We start from the raw sequence: 14208 nt of genomic DNA on the forward strand, positions 1-14208 counted from the left end.
CACATACCGGCGCGCCTGACCCCCCTCGCCCGAACGCTCGGTCACCATTGCCAGCGATGAGTCTGCTCGAACGCACTGCCCCCGACCGGTCGACCCGTTCCACCGGGGTGCCGCCCTACCTGGTGGCCCTCGGCTACGGCGTCGTCGGACTTGTGGCGCTCGCTCTTGTTCTGTTCGTGCCGGTGTTGCTCGCCTGGACGCTCGACCCGCGCACCACCGTGGCGTGGTCCGATGCCCTCGCCTTCACCAGCTCCCTGACCGGCTTGGCCCTGCGCGGTTCGGTAAGCGTTTCCAGCAGCGGCATCGATGCCGTTCACTTCTCTCCGATCCTGCTGACCGGGCTGGCGGTGGTGGTGACCCGATGGGCCTACCGCCCCGTGCAGCAACGGCTCGACGACGATGAACTGCCGGGGGAGTTGCAGCAGAAGGCGGCGCTGGTGTTCGTGGGTGGCCACCTCGTGGCGACCCTTCTGGTCTGCGCTGCGTCGCTGGGCGGCAGTGCCCCCGTACGGCTGTGGACAGTCGTTCCGGGTTCTTTGCTGGTGTCGGTGGCTGGGCTGCTCTGGGCGCGTTATCGCGACGGCGAAGGCGAGTCCTGGCCGTGGCTGACGGCGGCCGACGAGCGGGTCCACCGCAGCGTTCACCGTGCACTACGACCAGCCGCGGAAGGTCTGATCGTCTTGCTCTCGGTGGGCGCGGTCGTCATTTTCGGCACGCTGATGTTCCACCTGGAGCGGATGGGCAAGGTCGCCGCGCTGCTTGATGTGAGTGGTTCCGGAACGGCCCTGCTGTGGCTCGGACAGCTGACCGCATTGCCGAATGTCATCGTCTCCGGCTCGGCCTGGACCGGAGGCGGCGCGGTCTCCCTCGGCTCGGGCCAGGTGACGCTCGGCACCGTCACTCCGGCGACCCTGCCGAGCATTCCGCTGTTCGGGATCCTGCCCGAGGCCGGCCCGCTTCCCGGATGGCTGCGATTGATGGTCCTGCTGCCGGTTCTGATCGGCGGACTGATCGGCTGGCGAGTGGTGTCGTCGATGGCGACGCTCAGCCACCTCGGCAGCAAGGTTCGTACGGCGGCCACGGCCGTTGGCCTGTTCACCGTGGCCTTCGCGGTGTTGGTGTGGCTCAGCCGGGCCGGGATGAGCCCGGGCAAGCTCGGCGTCGTCGGACCGTCGGTTCTGTCGATCGTGTTCGTCGGCGTTGAGGCGCTGGTCGGCGCGCTGATCGTGGCCCTGGGGATGCACTTCCGGCTCACCCGCCGCTGACCTGACCGCTGCTGCGTCGACTGCTGGATCCAACGCCCCCTCAGTCGTGGACGGCCAGCTCCACGTCCGCAATCTGAACGTCGTTGACCCTCGGCGGGGCCGCGGTGACTGAGCCGTTTTGTTCGGCGGCGCGAGCCTTGGCCCGGTCGGCTGCGATGCTCGGGGTCCAGAGCGTGATCTCGGCTCGGCTGACCGCGACGAACCGATTGCGCGCCCGCTGCACGGCATCGGCGTTGCCGGTCTCCAGGGCGGCGGCGTACCCATTCAGCGCACCAGCGATGGTGGTCAGCGACGCGGTGTAGGCCTCGAGTTGGGCGCCAGTAAGAGCGCTGGCTCGGGCGAACTCCGACAGGGGCCCGGTCGGCAGATGGATGATCGCGTTGGCCGATGCGGTGAGGACGTTCATCCGCTGTTTGGCGAGTACTTCGGCTTGGTCGACGATCTCGTTCGCCAGCGCCCGGATCGCGATCGCTTCACCGGTCATCCCTCTCGCCCCGAACGGTTGTCGTCAATGATCGTGGCGAGATCGGCCAGACCCTTGGCGACAGCGTCGCCCACCCCCGCAAGCACCGCCGACAACTGGTCGATCGCCTGCGCGATATCGGCGTCACAGGGGGCGCTCACCGCCATCGTCGCGGTCGATTCGGCAACGCCACTGACTGCGTGTGCGGCGCGCTCAAGCACCATCTGATGGGCGGCCAACTCATGAGGGCCAGCGGGACGGCGGGGCGCTTCGGTCATGTCTGTCCTCCGTGCTCCCGGCTCAACCCCTGCACTCCGAGACTAGAAAAAAAATCGCCGCGGTAGTGAAAACGCGGTCAGCGACCAATGAGGACGCGCCGTCCCTCGACCCGGAATCCGTCGCGGGCCATCCGACCGACGTGGTCGACCAGTTGTGGCCGCTCAGCGCTTTTGATCCGCTCGGTGAGGGTGTCGACCGTGTCGTCGTCTTCGACCGGAACGGCGACCTGGGCGACGATCGCGCCGGTGTCGACCCCTTCGTCGACGACAAAGAGGGTGGCGCCGGCCAGCCGTACGCCGTATGCGAGGGCATCGGCCGGGCCGTGGATGCCGGGGAAGCTGGGCAGGAGTGCGTTGTGGCTGTTGAGGTAGCGACCACCGAACGTGGCCAGGAAGTCCGGCCCGACCAATTTCAGGAACCCGGCGGAGACCACCAGATCCGGTTCGTACGCGGCGACCGCCTCGGTGAGCGCGCGGTCCCAGTCGGCTCGCGAGTCGAAGTCCTTCGTACGCAGCGTGAAGGTGGGAACCGCTGCAGCAGTGGCGCGTTCGAGACCCAACACGTCAGGGCGGTCGCTGCCGACAGCAACGATCTGCACCCCGTACGACGGGTCGACGGCGGCGTCGAGCAACGCCTGCAGCAGGGAACCGGAACCGGACAGAAGCACAACGACGCGAGCAGCCATGGGGGAGAATCTAGCCGTCGCGGCGGCGGGCTAGAATTGGAGCGCACACGACTGGCGCAGGTGGGACAACCACCAGGGAGTGACTTCTCGTGGATCGATCGCCTGGGTCCACGTTCCACGATCGACCGTAGGAGTGCCATGTCCGGCGACCGCCGACCCATCAAGCGTGCCCTCGTTTCCGTCTACGACAAGTCCGGCCTCGATGACCTGGTGCGTGGCCTGCACGACGCCGGGGTGGAGTTGGTCTCCACCGGTGGCTCGGCCGCCCGCATCGAGTCGCTCGGCCTGCCAGTGACCAAGGTCGAGGAACTCACCGGTTTCCCCGAGTGCCTGGACGGTCGGGTCAAGACCCTGCACCCGCGGGTCCACGCTGGGATCCTGGCTGACACTCGCAAGCCCGAGCACCTGCAGCAGCTGGCCGACCTCGACGTCGCGCCGTTCGACCTGGTGGTCAGCAACCTCTACCCGTTCACCGAGACCGTGATGTCTGGGGCGAGCGTCGAGGAGTGTGTCGAGCAGATCGACATCGGTGGCCCGTCGATGGTGCGAGCGGCCGCGAAGAACCACCCGAGCGTCGCGATCGTGACCGACCCGGCGTCGTACGCAGCGGTCCTGGAGGCGGTAGCGGCCGGCGGTTTCACGTTGGCGCAGCGGCAGCGACTGGCCGCCGAAGCGTTCGTGCACACCGCGACGTACGACGTGCACGTCGCCTCCTGGATGGGCAGTGTGCTCACCGACACCTCGGGCGGCGAGGGCTACCCGGCCTGGATCGGGGCGACCTGGAACAAGAAGCAGACGTTGCGCTACGGGGAGAACCCGCACCAGTCAGCAGCTTTGTACGACAAGGGTTTCCAGCCCGGCGGCCCGGGACTCGCGCAGGGCGAACTGCTGCACGGCAAGGCGATGAGTTTCAACAACTATGTCGACGCGGATGCGGCGCACCGTGCTGCGTACGACCACGGTGACCTGCCGACGGTCGCGATCATCAAGCACGCGAACCCCTGTGGCATCGCGGTTGGAACCGACGTCTCCGACGCTCACCGCAAGGCCCACGACTGCGACCCGCTGTCGGCGTTCGGTGGGGTCATCGCAACCAACCGGCCGGTCACGGTCGACATGGCGAACCGGGTGAAGGACATCTTCACCGAGGTGGTTGTCGCCCCCGATTTCGAACCCGAGGCGCTGCAGATTTTGAGCGCCAAGAAGAACATCCGACTGCTGAAGGCCGCGGCCCGGCAGCGGGTGGGCGACATGCGCATCATCTCCGGCGGCATGCTGCTGCAGGAGAGCGACGCGGTCGACGCCGAGGTTAAGGACGAGTCCGGTGCGATCACCGGTGGCGACAACGCGGCGAACTGGCGGCTGGTCAGCGGTGCCCCGGCCGATGAAGCGATCCTCGCCGACCTGCAGTTCGCGTGGCGTGCGGTGCGCGCGGTGAAGTCGAACGCGATCCTGCTGGCCAAGGACGGCGCCTCCGTCGGCGTCGGTATGGGCCAGGTCAACCGGGTCGACTCCTGTCACCTCGCGGTCAATCGGGCGGGTGCCGACCGCGCGACCGGTTCGGTTGCCGCGTCCGACGCGTTCTTCCCGTTCCCCGACGGTCTGCAGGTGCTCCTGGACGCCGGCGTGAAGGCGGTTGTCGCTCCCGGTGGTTCGATGCGCGACGACCTCGCGATCGCAGCCGCGCAGGAAGCCGGCGTGACGATGTACTTCACCGGAACCCGTCACTTCGCGCACTGACGAATTCGGTTGTAGGGCACCGGGTTTCGACACGGTCTCGGCTAGCCGAGACCGTGTCGAAACCTCCGCTGGTCAGAGACCCAACGTCGCGATGTAGCGGTTCGCGTAGGCCGCTTCGCCAGCCGCGTTGGGGTGGACCGGAACGAAGTTGCTGCCCCACAGCGCCGGCTCGACCCAGCGAACGCTGGAGGACTTGCAGGAGTCGTGGCCCTGGCTCGGGGCCCACATGTCGACATAGGTCGCACCGGTCGCCGCGGCGGCCCGGGACACGGCGGAGTTGAGCGTCTTCTCCAAGGTGTTCAGGTAGGGAACATCACCCTTGGCGATCGGCATGCTCAAGTAGCAGGAACTGCCGTCTTGCGGCAGGAGCTGCGGGTAGCCGGCGATGGCGATCCGGGCGTGCGGGGCGCGGGCCTTGATGCCCTGCAGTGTCTTCACGATCGCCGGGTAGGTCTGGTTGTTGATGAGGTCGAACTGCGAAGTGCCGAAGTGGTTCGTGCAGGGCTTGCCGATGCCCAGGGTGAGGATCCCGAGCGAGCCGCAGGTCAGCACGTTGTTGACGAACACATTCCCGTCATTGCCCCCGATGGTGAGGGTGACCAGGTTGGTGTTGGCCGAGAGCGCGTTGTACTGCGGCGCCACGATGCCGAACTGGTTGCCGGCGAAGTCCTTGGTCTGAGCGCCGCCACAGGTGACGTCGGTCAGCGCGTAGCCCTTGGCTGCGGCGATGTCGTGGGCCGCGTTCTTGCTGGTCTGGGTGCAGATCGGGGTGTAGCTCGACAAGGGGAGGATGCCGGAACCAGCGCTGTAGCTGTCGCCCATCGCCACGTAGTTCAGCTGGCTTGCTGAGGCGGTGGGGGCGGTGCCGATGACCGCAGTGGCGGCCAGGAATGCAGCGGGGATGAGGGGGAGGCGACGCATGGGGATCCCTTTCAGGGGCGGGGGAGGGAAAGAGCACCAACGTGTGATCGAAACCACACGGGTCGAAACCTACTGGAGAGTTAACCTCCGGACCAGGGAGCGCTTCACCTTTTTCGCGGCCTACGGTTGGACCCATGCGTCAACGCGTCGTACGCCGAAAAGTCACCCGGATCACCGTCGGTCAGGATCCGCAGGTCCGTGAGGACAAACTCGCCGCCGAGGAGCCGCTGGAGATTCGGCTCAATGGGCGGCCCTTTGTCGTCACCATGCGCACCCCCGGACATGACATAGAACTCGCCGCCGGTTTCTTGGTCGGCGAGGGGCTGATCCGTACCCGCGATGACATCGCGACCGGTCGCTACTGCGCCGGTTCCACCGAAGACGGAGTCAACACCTACAACGTCCTGGACCTGCAACTTGCCCAAGGCGTGCCGATTCCGGGCCCTGGGCTGCAGCGCAACGTCTACACCTCTTCCTCGTGCGGGGTCTGCGGCAAGGCGAGCATCGACGCGGTCCGCACCTCCAGCCCGTACGACCTGACAGCCGACGCGCTGCGCGTTCCGGCGGAGCGCCTGTCCGCGCTGCCCGAGGCGTTGCGTGGGGCGCAGCGGGTATTCGCCCAAACCGGTGGATTGCATGCGGCCGGGCTGTTCGACGGCGGCACCGGTGAGCTGTTGGTCGCTCGGGAAGACGTCGGTCGCCACAACGCCGTCGACAAGGTCATCGGGTGGGCCCTCGAGAACGGCCATCTTCCGCTGACCGGCCGGCTGCTGATGGTGTCGGGGCGGGCGAGTTTCGAACTGGTGCAGAAGGCGTCGCTGGCCGGCCTTCCGCTGCTGGCCGCGGTGTCCGCGCCGTCGAGCCTTGCCGCCGAGCTCGCCGAGGATTCCGGGCTCACCCTCGTCGGGTTCCTGCGCGGTGACTCGATGGTCGTTTACACCCGGGCCGACCGCGTGACTGGATGAGGGGTGGGTCGCGGGCGCATTCGATCGCGCTGATCGCAGCGTTCGTCTGCGGGGCGTTGTTGGCGCTGCAGTCGCGGCTCAACGGGATCGTTGCTGGCCATACCGGGCAGCCGCTCGTTGCAGCCCTCTGGAGTTTCGGGTCCGGCTTGATGGTGCTCACCGTCGCGCTGGCCTTCTCGGCTCGGCTCCGGCAGGGAGCGCGCAACATCCGCCTCGCTCTGCGCGACCACCGACTGCGCTGGTGGCAGTGCCTCGGCGGTGTCTGCGGTGGGCTGCTCGTCGCGGTCCAGGCCTGGTCGGTGCCGCTGGTTGGCGTCGCGATCTTCTCGGTCGGTGTCGTCGGTGGACAGACCCTGAATGCGCTCGCTGTCGACCGGTTCGGACTCGGCCCGGCAGGTGTCCAGCGCGTCACCGCCGCGCGGACCATCGCCGCCGCAGTGGCCGTCATCGGGGTGGTGGTGTCGGCGACGGCACACCGTGGAGAGGGCGGATTTGCCGTCCTACCGGCGCTCTGCGCCTCCTGGTAGGCGCCGGGTTGGCCGTACAACAGGCGTTCAACGGTCGCGTCAGCGTGGCTAATCGCAGCCCGATGGCCACGACTTGGCAGAACTTCTTGGTCGGGACCGTCACCCTCGTGGTCGTCAGTGTCGGTGTGCGAACGGCGGCACCGAATGGGTGGACTTGGCCATCGGGAACGCCGTGGTGGGCATGGACGGGCGGCCTGCTCGGCATCGCCTTCATCGCGCTGACGGCGTGGGCGGTGCGGATCGTCGGGGTGTTGGTCTTCGGGCTGACCTCGGTAGCCGGTCAATTGCTCGCTGCGCTCGGCCTGGATCTGCTGGACCCATCGGCCAGACCCGACGTCGGCGTCCAACTGGTGGCGGGTCTGCTGATCACGCTGGTTGCTGCTTTGGCAGCCGCCGCGGCGAACCGGCCGCGCACGGCCGGCTGACATCGCTTCAGACCGCGTCTTCCGGCGGCAGATCGAGTCCGTAACAGACACACTCCGGATCGTCGCGGTAGTAGCCGTACGCCGGAATGCGGCTGAAGCCGTAGGCCTCGTAGAGAGCCATGGACTCTGGCTGAAGCTCACCGGTCTCCAGCACGATCCGGGTGTGGCCGGCCGAGCGGGCGAACTGCTCGGCCGCGGCCAACAGCCGGCGTGCGTGGCCGCGTCGGCGACGGTCCTCCCGCACCCACATCCGCTTGATCTCGCAGGTGCCCGCGGTGCCCGGCAGGGGTCGTACGCCGACGCAGCCCGCCGGGCCTTCGTCGTCTAGGACCATGAAGGTGCCTGTGGGGGAGTCGAATTGGGACGGATCTACGGCGGTTGCGTCGCCTTCGCCATAGCGGCGGCGCATATCTTGGTCGAGTTCGGCGACCAACGACTGCGCGGCTGGATCGGTGAACGGGACGATGCGAAGAGCGACGGACACGGGTTCACCGTACTGAGCAGTCGGGGTGCTGGCAGGATGGGTAGGCGTGACGGCAAAGGTTCTCGACGGCAAGGCCACCCTGGCGACCATCAAGGCGGAGTTACGCGAACGCGTGGCGGTCCTGGCGACCAAGGGTGTGGTTCCAGGGCTGGGAACGGTGTTGGTCGGCGACGACCCCGGTTCCCAGTGGTACGTCGGCGCCAAGCACCGAGATGTCGACTCGATCGGCATCCGCGGTCTGCGCCACGATCTGCCGGCAGACGCCTCCCAGGCGCAGGTGGAGGAGGTCATTGACGCCCTCAACGCCGACCCGGCCTGCACCGGCTTCATCGTGCAGCAGCCGACCGGTCTCGACGAGTTCGCGCTGCTTTCCAGGGTCGATCCGGTGAAGGACATCGATGGCCTGCACCCGATGAACCTCGGCAAGTTGGTCATGAACGAGACAGGGCCGTTGCCCTGCACCCCGCTGGGGATCATCGAGTTGCTGCGGCGCCACGGGGTGCCGATCGAAGGCGCCCACGCGGTGATCGTAGGTCGCGGGATGACCGTTGGTCGACCGCTCGGCCTGATGCTGACCCGAAGGTCGGAGAACGCAACAGTCACCTTGTGTCACACCGGAACTCGTAACCTTGCCGATCACGTACGACAAGCCGACATCGTCGTGGCGGCCGCCGGAGTGCCCGACATCATCACCGCAGAGATGATCAAGCCGGGCGCCGCCGTTCTCGACGTCGGGGTGAGCCGCCGGGACGGCAAGATCGCCGGTGACGTCGCCCAGGACGTGGCCGGGGTTGCCGGCTGGTTGACGCCGAATCCGGGAGGGGTCGGCCCGATGACCCGCGCGATGCTGTTGTCGAACCTGGTGGCAATCGCGGAGCGCGACGCCGCGTGAGGAAGACGCCTCTCGGCCCGGCATGGTGGGCCGTCTTCGTGGCCGTGCTGGTGTCGTTGGCGGTCGCTGTCGGCCTCGGTTTTCGGGCTGGTGGCTACCTACTGGCTGGATCGATGGCCCTGGCGGCGGCCCTGCGAGGTTCGCTTCCCGAGAACTACGCCGGGGGACTGGTCGTACGCCGTCGGTTCTGGGACGTCGTCATGTATCTCCTGATGGCCATCGCCGTGGCGACGATGTTCTACATCGTCAAACTGCCTTCCTGAGGTCACTACAGATGAAACGGCGCCACCCCGATGGGGTGGCGCCGTTTCATCTGTGTCAGTGAACTCAGATCAGGCCGAGGGCCTTGACCTGGTCGCGCTCCGCCTCAAGGCGGGCGGCCGAAGCAAGGATGCGCTCCTTGGAGAAGGCGTTCAGCTCCAAGCCCTGCACGATTTCGTAGTTGCCGTTCTTCACCCGGCAAGGGAAGGAGGAGATGATGCCCTCCGGAACGTCGTACGAGCCGTCGGACGGGATCGACATCGAGACGATCTCGTCGGTGCCGACGAACCAGTCGTGCATGTGGTCGATCGTCGCCGACGCGGCCGAGGCGGCCGAGGATGCACCACGGGCCTTGATGATCGCGCCACCACGGGTGGCCACGGTCGGGATGTACTCGTCCTTGATCCAGGCCTCGTCGACCTGCTCCGCCGCGGACTTGCCGTTCACGGTGGTGTTGTAGAGATCGGGGTACATCGAGTCGTCGTGGTTACCCCAGATGGCGAGGTTCTTGACCTCGGAGACCGACACCTCGAGCTTCTTGGCAAGCATCGCCTTGGCCCGGTTGTGGTCGAGACGGGTCAACGCGTTGAACCGCTCGTTCGGGATGTCGGGAGCGTTCGTCATCGCGATCAGCGCGTTGGTGTTGGCCGGGTTTCCGGTCACCAGCACCTTGATGTCGTCAGCCGCGGACTTGTTCAGCGCAGCGCCCTGGCCGGTGAAGATCTTGCCGTTGGCCGACAGCAGGTCGGAGCGGTCCATGCCTTCCTTGCGGGGCATAGCGCCGACGAGCAGCGCGACGTTCGCACCGTCGAACATCTTCTCGGCGTCGTCGCCGATCTGAACGCCGCTCAGCAGCGGGAATGCGCCGTCGTCGAGTTCCATGACGACACCCTCGAGTGCCTTGAGCGCCGGGGTGACCTCGAGCAGCTGCAGCTGCACGGGAGTGTCGGGGCCCAGCAGGGCGCCGCTGGCAATGCGGAAAAGAAGGCTGTAGCCGATCTGGCCGGCCGCGCCGGTGACGGCGACCTTGACTGGAGTGGTGCTCACGTTCATCCCCTCAGGACGACAAAGTTGCGTACCTCACGAAAGTAGCAGCGCGCGAGGGGCGATCATCGGACAGGTCCGGACCCTGGCGCTCTCTTCGCGTGCATACTTACCCCGGACCGTGCCGAATCGATGAAGGGACCCCTGTCGTGCGCCGAAGCCTGTGGCCATTCGCCCTGGGTCTGCTTGTCTTGGTCGATCTGCTGCTCGTCGGGCTCGCCCTTCGGTCGAGTTCGTCCACGGATGCAGCACCCTTGCCGGTCAATACCGCGACGACCACCAGTTCGTCTGCCACGACAGCACCGACCTCGACCGCAGCGGCCACGCCGCAAGGTCGCCTCATCGTCGTTCCAATCAACGCCCAGCAGGCCTGGCGGATCAGTGCAGGTGACACTTGTACGAGCACGGTGACTGTGTCTCGTACGACCGACGGCGGCGCCACCTGGTCGGCTGGCCCGAAGGCGCCGCTGCGATCGGTGACTTCGGCCACGACCGACAGCTCGGGCGCAGTTCTTCTCAGCGGCCTCGGTTCTGACTGCAAGCCGGCCGTAGTTTCCCTGCGCAACGACAGCGCTCAGGTCACCACCACGACGCCGGCTTGGTCCGTCGATCCGTCGCAGGCTGCGCGTCTGCTTCGGGCTGGCCAGCCGACCCAACCCGCCTGCACCAGCGGCAGCGTTCATGACCTCGCGGTCGACTCGGACCAGCGGGCGACTGTCCTGTGTGACAAGGGCGTCATTCGGCGCACCCGCGATGCCGGAGCCAACTGGACCACGGTGCAGACCGTCCCCGGAGCCTTGGCGATCGCCACTGGCAGCCGCGCGCAGAACTACCCGCTCTACGCCGCGACCTCCGCTTCGTGTGGCGTGCAGGTCACCGCCGTCGCCGACGGCAGCGGCCCAGGGTGCATCAGCGGATCGGCCAAGCAGGGCCCGGCTGATATCGCGGTCTGGGCGCACTCCCTGTGGGTGGCTCGCGGTGAGAGCGCGACCGTGTCGACGGTGGCCGGTTCGGCCACCGCCACTTCCAGTTCGGCGCAGTCGTCGACCTCGAGCAGCCAGCCGTTCTCGACGCAGTCCTCGAGCCAGTCGTTCAGTCAGTCCTCCACTCAGTCTTCGAGCCAGAGCCGGCTGGCCTATAGCTCCTCGTCGCGTAGCGCGGCCAGTTCCTACAGCTCGACCCGACACTCGACGCGAACCCGCGTGCCGTCATACAGTCCGACTTACACGGCACCCGCGCAGCCGACCGATACCGCGATGCCCACGAGCACCGAGAGTCCGGTCAGCAACTGATCGCAGCCCGGCCGATTCGCGGGGTATTGGGGATGGGCTATACCCTCGAAGCGGCGCCAACGCGCCACATCACGGGAGCCTAGGGAGAGTCACCACACATGGAGAAGATCAAGGTCAAAAACCCCATCGTCGAACTTGACGGTGACGAGATGACGCGCATCATCTGGGCGTTCATCAAAGACCGGTTGATCCATCCCTATCTCGATGTCGATCTGAAGTACTACGACCTGGGCATCGAATCGCGCGACGCCACCGACGACCAGATCACCGTCGACGCGGCGAACGCGATCAAGGAACACGGCGTTGGCGTGAAATGCGCCACCATCACCCCCGACGAAGCCCGGGTTGAGGAATTCGGCCTGAAGGAGATGTGGCGCAGCCCGAACGGCACCATCCGCAACATCCTCGGCGGTGTGATCTTCCGTGAGCCGATCATCATCAGCAACGTCCCGCGTCTGGTGCCGGGCTGGACCAAGCCGATCATCATCGGCCGCCACGCCCACGGCGACCAGTACAAAGCGCAGAACTTCAAGGTTCCGGGCGCTGGCAAGGTCACCATCACCTACACCCCGGCCAACGGCAGCGAGCCCACCGAGCTGGAGGTCGCCGAGTTCGGCGACGACGGCGGCGTCGCAATGGGCATGTACAACTTCAACAAGTCCATCGAGGACTTCGCTCGCGCGTCGCTGAACTACGGCCTGCAGCGCAAGGTTCCGGTTTACCTGTCGACGAAGAACACCATCCTGAAGGCCTATGACGGTCAGTTCAAAGACACCTTCCAAGCCATCTTCGATGCCGAGTTCAAGGCGCAGTTCGACGAGCTTGGCCTCACCTACGAGCACCGCCTGATCGACGACATGGTCGCCTCGGCGCTGAAGTGGGAGGGTGGCTACGTCTGGGCCTGCAAGAACTACGACGGCGACGTCCAGTCCGACATCGTGGCGCAGGGCTTTGGCTCGCTGGGCCTGATGACCTCCGTCCTGATGAGCCCCGACGGTAAGACGGTCGAGGCCGAGGCGGCTCACGGCACGGTGACCCGTCACTACCGTCAGCACCAGCAGGGCAAAGCGACTTCCACGAACCCGATCGCGTCGATTTTCGCTTGGACCCGCGGCATCGCCAAGCGCGGTGAGCTCGATGGCACCCCTGAGGTGACGAAGTTCGCCGAGACGCTCGAGCAGGTCTGCATCCAGACCGTCGAAGAGGGCAAGATGACCAAGGACCTCGCGATGTTGGTCGGTGGCGACCAAGGCTTCCTGACCACCGAGGAGTTCCTCGCCGCGATCGACGAGAACCTGCAGAAGGCGATGTCCACCCGCTGACGGACGCACTCCCTTTCCACGAAGACTCCCGGCGCCGGCCGGGAGTTTTCGTTGTTTGCAGGGAGTTTCGCCAGTAGTGGGGGCTGAATGGTTACGGGGAGTTGTGCCCAATCGTGGGATCATGCGCGGTGTCGGATACTACGGTTACCGCGACACCATGCGGCTGCAAAAGACACGGCAGGGGGGACCTGGGTGAGATATCGCTTGATCACGGTGTGCACCGGCAACATCTGTCGCTCGGCCTATGCCCGTGCTTACCTGCAGCGGTCGCTGGGTCCCGAATGGACCGTCGACAGCGGTGGCACCTCCGCCTATCACTCGCTTGCGGTCCCACCGGAGCTACACGCTGTCGCTGCCGAGGACGGGCTCGACCTGCACGACCATCAGGCGCAACCGATCACTGAGCGATTGTTCGCTAACGCCGACGTAGTCCTCTCCGCAACCGTTGACCACCGCAGCGCGGTGTTGTCGATGTGGCCGCGTGGGCTGCGCCGCACCTTCACCTTCATCGAGATGGCGCAGTTGATCCAGGCGGAGCAGGGGACGGAATGGAACGCGATGACGGTGCCCGAACGCGTACGGGCGTTGTCGGACCACCGCGGGCAGACTGGCGCCACCGAGCTGGATCTCGCCGACCCGTACGGCGGTCCGATCGAGGCCTATATCGCCATGCGGGCGGAGCTGATTCCGGCCCTTGAGCTGATCAGCGGGGTGTTGGCCGCGCCCGGGCCGTCATGACTAGGCCATGTCCCGGGCAGGATCCGCGATGACCTGGCAGAGCACCGACGTTCCGCTGCAGGTCAGGGTCGAACTCACCCACGGTTACCTGCAACACGTCGCCGACGAGGTCGGCGCCGACGTCCTGCATGTGAAGGGAAAGTCGGTCCACCCCTTGCTCAGCGAAGCCGGTGATCCACGCAATCGACTCAGCGTCGACGTCGACGTGTTGGTCCGACCGGCTCATGTCGGGCGCCTCGTGGCTCGGCTTGAGGAACTGCAGTGGCAGCGCGTCACTGGCTTCGCCGAGGGTTCTGCCTTCGGCCATGCGATGAACCTTCGCCACCATCATCTGGGGTTGCTCGATCTGCACCGTCGTTGGCCGGGCTTCGGGTTGCCTCCGGCGACCGCGTTTGACCGGCTGTGGGAACACCGCGAGACCCAAGAGATCGCCCATGTCTCCTGCCCGGTGCCCAGCCTCACCGACCAGCGGATTGTGTTGTTGCTCCACTTCGCGCGCACCGGTAGCGAGCGGCAGGCCGACTTCGTCACGAGTTGGGTGAACGCCGGCCCGGCCGACCGGAGCGCTGTGCGCCGCAGAGTCGGCCAACTCGACGCCGAAGTGTCGTTCGCGGCTGCCGTCGACGAGCTCGACGAGTTCCGGGATCGGCCGGACTACGTCCTGTGGCGACACTTCTCGGAAGGGTCGGTCAACCGGTGGGATGAGTGGCACGGTCGCTGGTCGGCCGCGCGGGGCATCCGGGAGAAGGGTGCGGTCGCCCGCGGATTCTTGGCCGTCAACCCGGACCTGCTGCGCGAGAAGGTGGGCGGTGAGCCGACGCGGGCCGACTACCTGCGCGCGTACGCCGATCGGCTGGTCACAGCCGTCGGTAATCTGCGGCAGGGGGTGCGACGCCGATGAGTTG

Annotated in this window: 17 protein-coding genes and 1 riboswitch; of the genes, 11 read left to right on the forward strand and 6 right to left on the reverse strand. The window is 66.6% G+C overall.

Features of this window, described 5'->3' with window-relative positions; all coding sequences use genetic code 11:
* Positions 1–56 precede the first annotated feature (56 nt).
* The gene (locus ACYU98_RS00415) at positions 57–1265 is read left to right on the forward strand and encodes a cell division protein PerM (protein ID WP_460466197.1); all 1209 of its coding nucleotides are present in this window, start codon (positions 57–59) and stop codon (positions 1263–1265) included.
* 40 nt (positions 1266–1305) lie between these two features.
* Here the strand turns inward: ACYU98_RS00415 and ACYU98_RS00420 are convergent, their stop codons facing one another.
* The 3 genes from ACYU98_RS00420 to purN all read right to left on the reverse strand — a co-directional run bounded on the left by ACYU98_RS00420 (position 1306) and on the right by purN (position 2692).
* Positions 1306–1749 (reverse strand): hypothetical protein, encoded by a 444-nt coding sequence (locus ACYU98_RS00420; protein WP_460466198.1) that lies wholly within the window; start codon positions 1747–1749, stop codon positions 1306–1308.
* Entirely contained in the window at positions 1746–2006 is a 261-nt protein-coding gene (locus ACYU98_RS00425) for a hypothetical protein (protein WP_460466199.1), read from the reverse strand. Before ACYU98_RS00425 ends, ACYU98_RS00420 begins: the two co-directional genes overlap by 4 nt.
* A gap of 77 nt (positions 2007–2083) precedes the next feature.
* The gene (purN, locus tag ACYU98_RS00430) at positions 2084–2692 is read right to left on the reverse strand and encodes a phosphoribosylglycinamide formyltransferase (RefSeq protein WP_460466200.1); all 609 of its coding nucleotides are present in this window, start codon (positions 2690–2692) and stop codon (positions 2084–2086) included.
* A gap of 37 nt (positions 2693–2729) precedes the next feature.
* Positions 2730–2807: riboswitch (ZMP/ZTP riboswitch) on the forward strand.
* A 23-nt stretch (positions 2808–2830) separates the two neighbouring features.
* Between purN and purH the strand changes: the two genes are divergently transcribed.
* Positions 2831–4432, forward strand: coding sequence for a bifunctional phosphoribosylaminoimidazolecarboxamide formyltransferase/IMP cyclohydrolase (gene purH / locus ACYU98_RS00435; protein ID WP_460466201.1), 1602 nt, complete (start codon positions 2831–2833; stop codon positions 4430–4432).
* Between the two features lie 72 nt (positions 4433–4504).
* On the opposite strand, the gene ACYU98_RS00440 is transcribed toward purH, so the two are convergent.
* Positions 4505–5353, reverse strand: coding sequence for an SGNH/GDSL hydrolase family protein (locus ACYU98_RS00440; RefSeq protein ID WP_460466202.1), 849 nt, complete (start codon positions 5351–5353; stop codon positions 4505–4507).
* Positions 5354–5487: 134 nt separating this feature from the next.
* Between ACYU98_RS00440 and fdhD the strand changes: the two genes are divergently transcribed.
* The 3 genes from fdhD to ACYU98_RS00455 are packed head-to-tail and all read left to right on the forward strand — an operon-like array spanning position 5488 to position 7270.
* Entirely contained in the window at positions 5488–6318 is an 831-nt protein-coding gene (gene fdhD / locus ACYU98_RS00445; protein ID WP_460466203.1) for a formate dehydrogenase accessory sulfurtransferase FdhD, read from the forward strand.
* Complete coding sequence (locus ACYU98_RS00450; RefSeq protein WP_460466204.1) at positions 6315–6845, forward strand: DMT family transporter; 531 nt, start codon at positions 6315–6317, stop codon at positions 6843–6845. The genes fdhD and ACYU98_RS00450 overlap by 4 nt, the downstream gene beginning before the upstream one ends.
* Before the next feature lie 44 nt (positions 6846–6889).
* Positions 6890–7270 (forward strand): DMT family transporter, encoded by a 381-nt coding sequence (locus ACYU98_RS00455; RefSeq protein ID WP_460466205.1) that lies wholly within the window; start codon positions 6890–6892, stop codon positions 7268–7270.
* A 7-nt stretch (positions 7271–7277) separates the two neighbouring features.
* Here the strand turns inward: ACYU98_RS00455 and ACYU98_RS00460 are convergent, their stop codons facing one another.
* Positions 7278–7754, reverse strand: a complete 477-nt coding sequence (locus ACYU98_RS00460) for a GNAT family N-acetyltransferase (protein WP_460466206.1) — start codon at positions 7752–7754, stop codon at positions 7278–7280.
* A gap of 46 nt (positions 7755–7800) precedes the next feature.
* On the opposite strand from ACYU98_RS00460, the gene ACYU98_RS00465 reads away from it, so the two are divergent.
* Together ACYU98_RS00465 and ACYU98_RS00470 are read left to right on the forward strand one after the other, a co-directional pair.
* Entirely contained in the window at positions 7801–8646 is an 846-nt protein-coding gene (locus ACYU98_RS00465) for a bifunctional methylenetetrahydrofolate dehydrogenase/methenyltetrahydrofolate cyclohydrolase (RefSeq protein WP_460466207.1), read from the forward strand.
* Positions 8643–8909 (forward strand): DUF3017 domain-containing protein, encoded by a 267-nt coding sequence (locus tag ACYU98_RS00470; protein WP_460466208.1) that lies wholly within the window; start codon positions 8643–8645, stop codon positions 8907–8909. Before ACYU98_RS00465 ends, ACYU98_RS00470 begins: the two co-directional genes overlap by 4 nt.
* 64 nt (positions 8910–8973) lie before the next feature.
* On the opposite strand, the gene ACYU98_RS00475 is transcribed toward ACYU98_RS00470, so the two are convergent.
* Positions 8974–9954: a malate dehydrogenase gene (locus ACYU98_RS00475; protein ID WP_460466209.1), complete on the reverse strand. Its 981-nt coding sequence runs from the start codon at positions 9952–9954 to the stop codon at positions 8974–8976.
* 146 nt (positions 9955–10100) lie between these two features.
* Between ACYU98_RS00475 and ACYU98_RS00480 the strand changes: the two genes are divergently transcribed.
* The 4 genes from ACYU98_RS00480 (at position 10101) to ACYU98_RS00495 (ending at position 14204) form a co-directional block, all read left to right on the forward strand.
* Positions 10101–11243: a hypothetical protein gene (locus ACYU98_RS00480; protein WP_460466210.1), complete on the forward strand. Its 1143-nt coding sequence runs from the start codon at positions 10101–10103 to the stop codon at positions 11241–11243.
* 98 nt (positions 11244–11341) lie between these two features.
* Positions 11342–12565: an NADP-dependent isocitrate dehydrogenase gene (locus ACYU98_RS00485; RefSeq protein ID WP_460466211.1), complete on the forward strand. Its 1224-nt coding sequence runs from the start codon at positions 11342–11344 to the stop codon at positions 12563–12565.
* A gap of 192 nt (positions 12566–12757) precedes the next feature.
* Complete coding sequence (locus ACYU98_RS00490; protein WP_460466212.1) at positions 12758–13303, forward strand: arsenate reductase/protein-tyrosine-phosphatase family protein; 546 nt, start codon at positions 12758–12760, stop codon at positions 13301–13303.
* A gap of 28 nt (positions 13304–13331) precedes the next feature.
* Positions 13332–14204, forward strand: a complete 873-nt coding sequence (locus ACYU98_RS00495) for a nucleotidyltransferase family protein (protein ID WP_460466213.1) — start codon at positions 13332–13334, stop codon at positions 14202–14204.
* Positions 14205–14208: the final 4 nt, after the last annotated feature.

It is taken from the genome of Calidifontibacter terrae (assembly GCF_054778835.1).

Bases quoted from the DNA above. Each gene is read 5' to 3' on its own strand.
- ACYU98_RS00415 (WP_460466197.1), top strand. From the start codon at position 57: ATGAGTCTGCTCGAACGCACTGCCCCCGACCGGTCGACCCGTTCCACC.
- ACYU98_RS00420 (WP_460466198.1), bottom strand. From the start codon at position 1,749: ATGACCGGTGAAGCGATCGCGATCCGGGCGCTGGCGAACGAGATCGTC.
- ACYU98_RS00425 (WP_460466199.1), bottom strand. From the start codon at position 2,006: ATGACCGAAGCGCCCCGCCGTCCCGCTGGCCCTCATGAGTTGGCCGCC.
- purN (WP_460466200.1), bottom strand. From the start codon at position 2,692: ATGGCTGCTCGCGTCGTTGTGCTTCTGTCCGGTTCCGGTTCCCTGCTG.
- purH (WP_460466201.1), top strand. From the start codon at position 2,831: ATGTCCGGCGACCGCCGACCCATCAAGCGTGCCCTCGTTTCCGTCTAC.
- ACYU98_RS00440 (WP_460466202.1), bottom strand. From the start codon at position 5,353: ATGCGTCGCCTCCCCCTCATCCCCGCTGCATTCCTGGCCGCCACTGCG.
- fdhD (WP_460466203.1), top strand. From the start codon at position 5,488: ATGCGTCAACGCGTCGTACGCCGAAAAGTCACCCGGATCACCGTCGGT.
- ACYU98_RS00450 (WP_460466204.1), top strand. From the start codon at position 6,315: ATGAGGGGTGGGTCGCGGGCGCATTCGATCGCGCTGATCGCAGCGTTC.
- ACYU98_RS00485 (WP_460466211.1), top strand. From the start codon at position 11,342: ATGGAGAAGATCAAGGTCAAAAACCCCATCGTCGAACTTGACGGTGAC.
- ACYU98_RS00495 (WP_460466213.1), top strand. From the start codon at position 13,332: ATGACCTGGCAGAGCACCGACGTTCCGCTGCAGGTCAGGGTCGAACTC.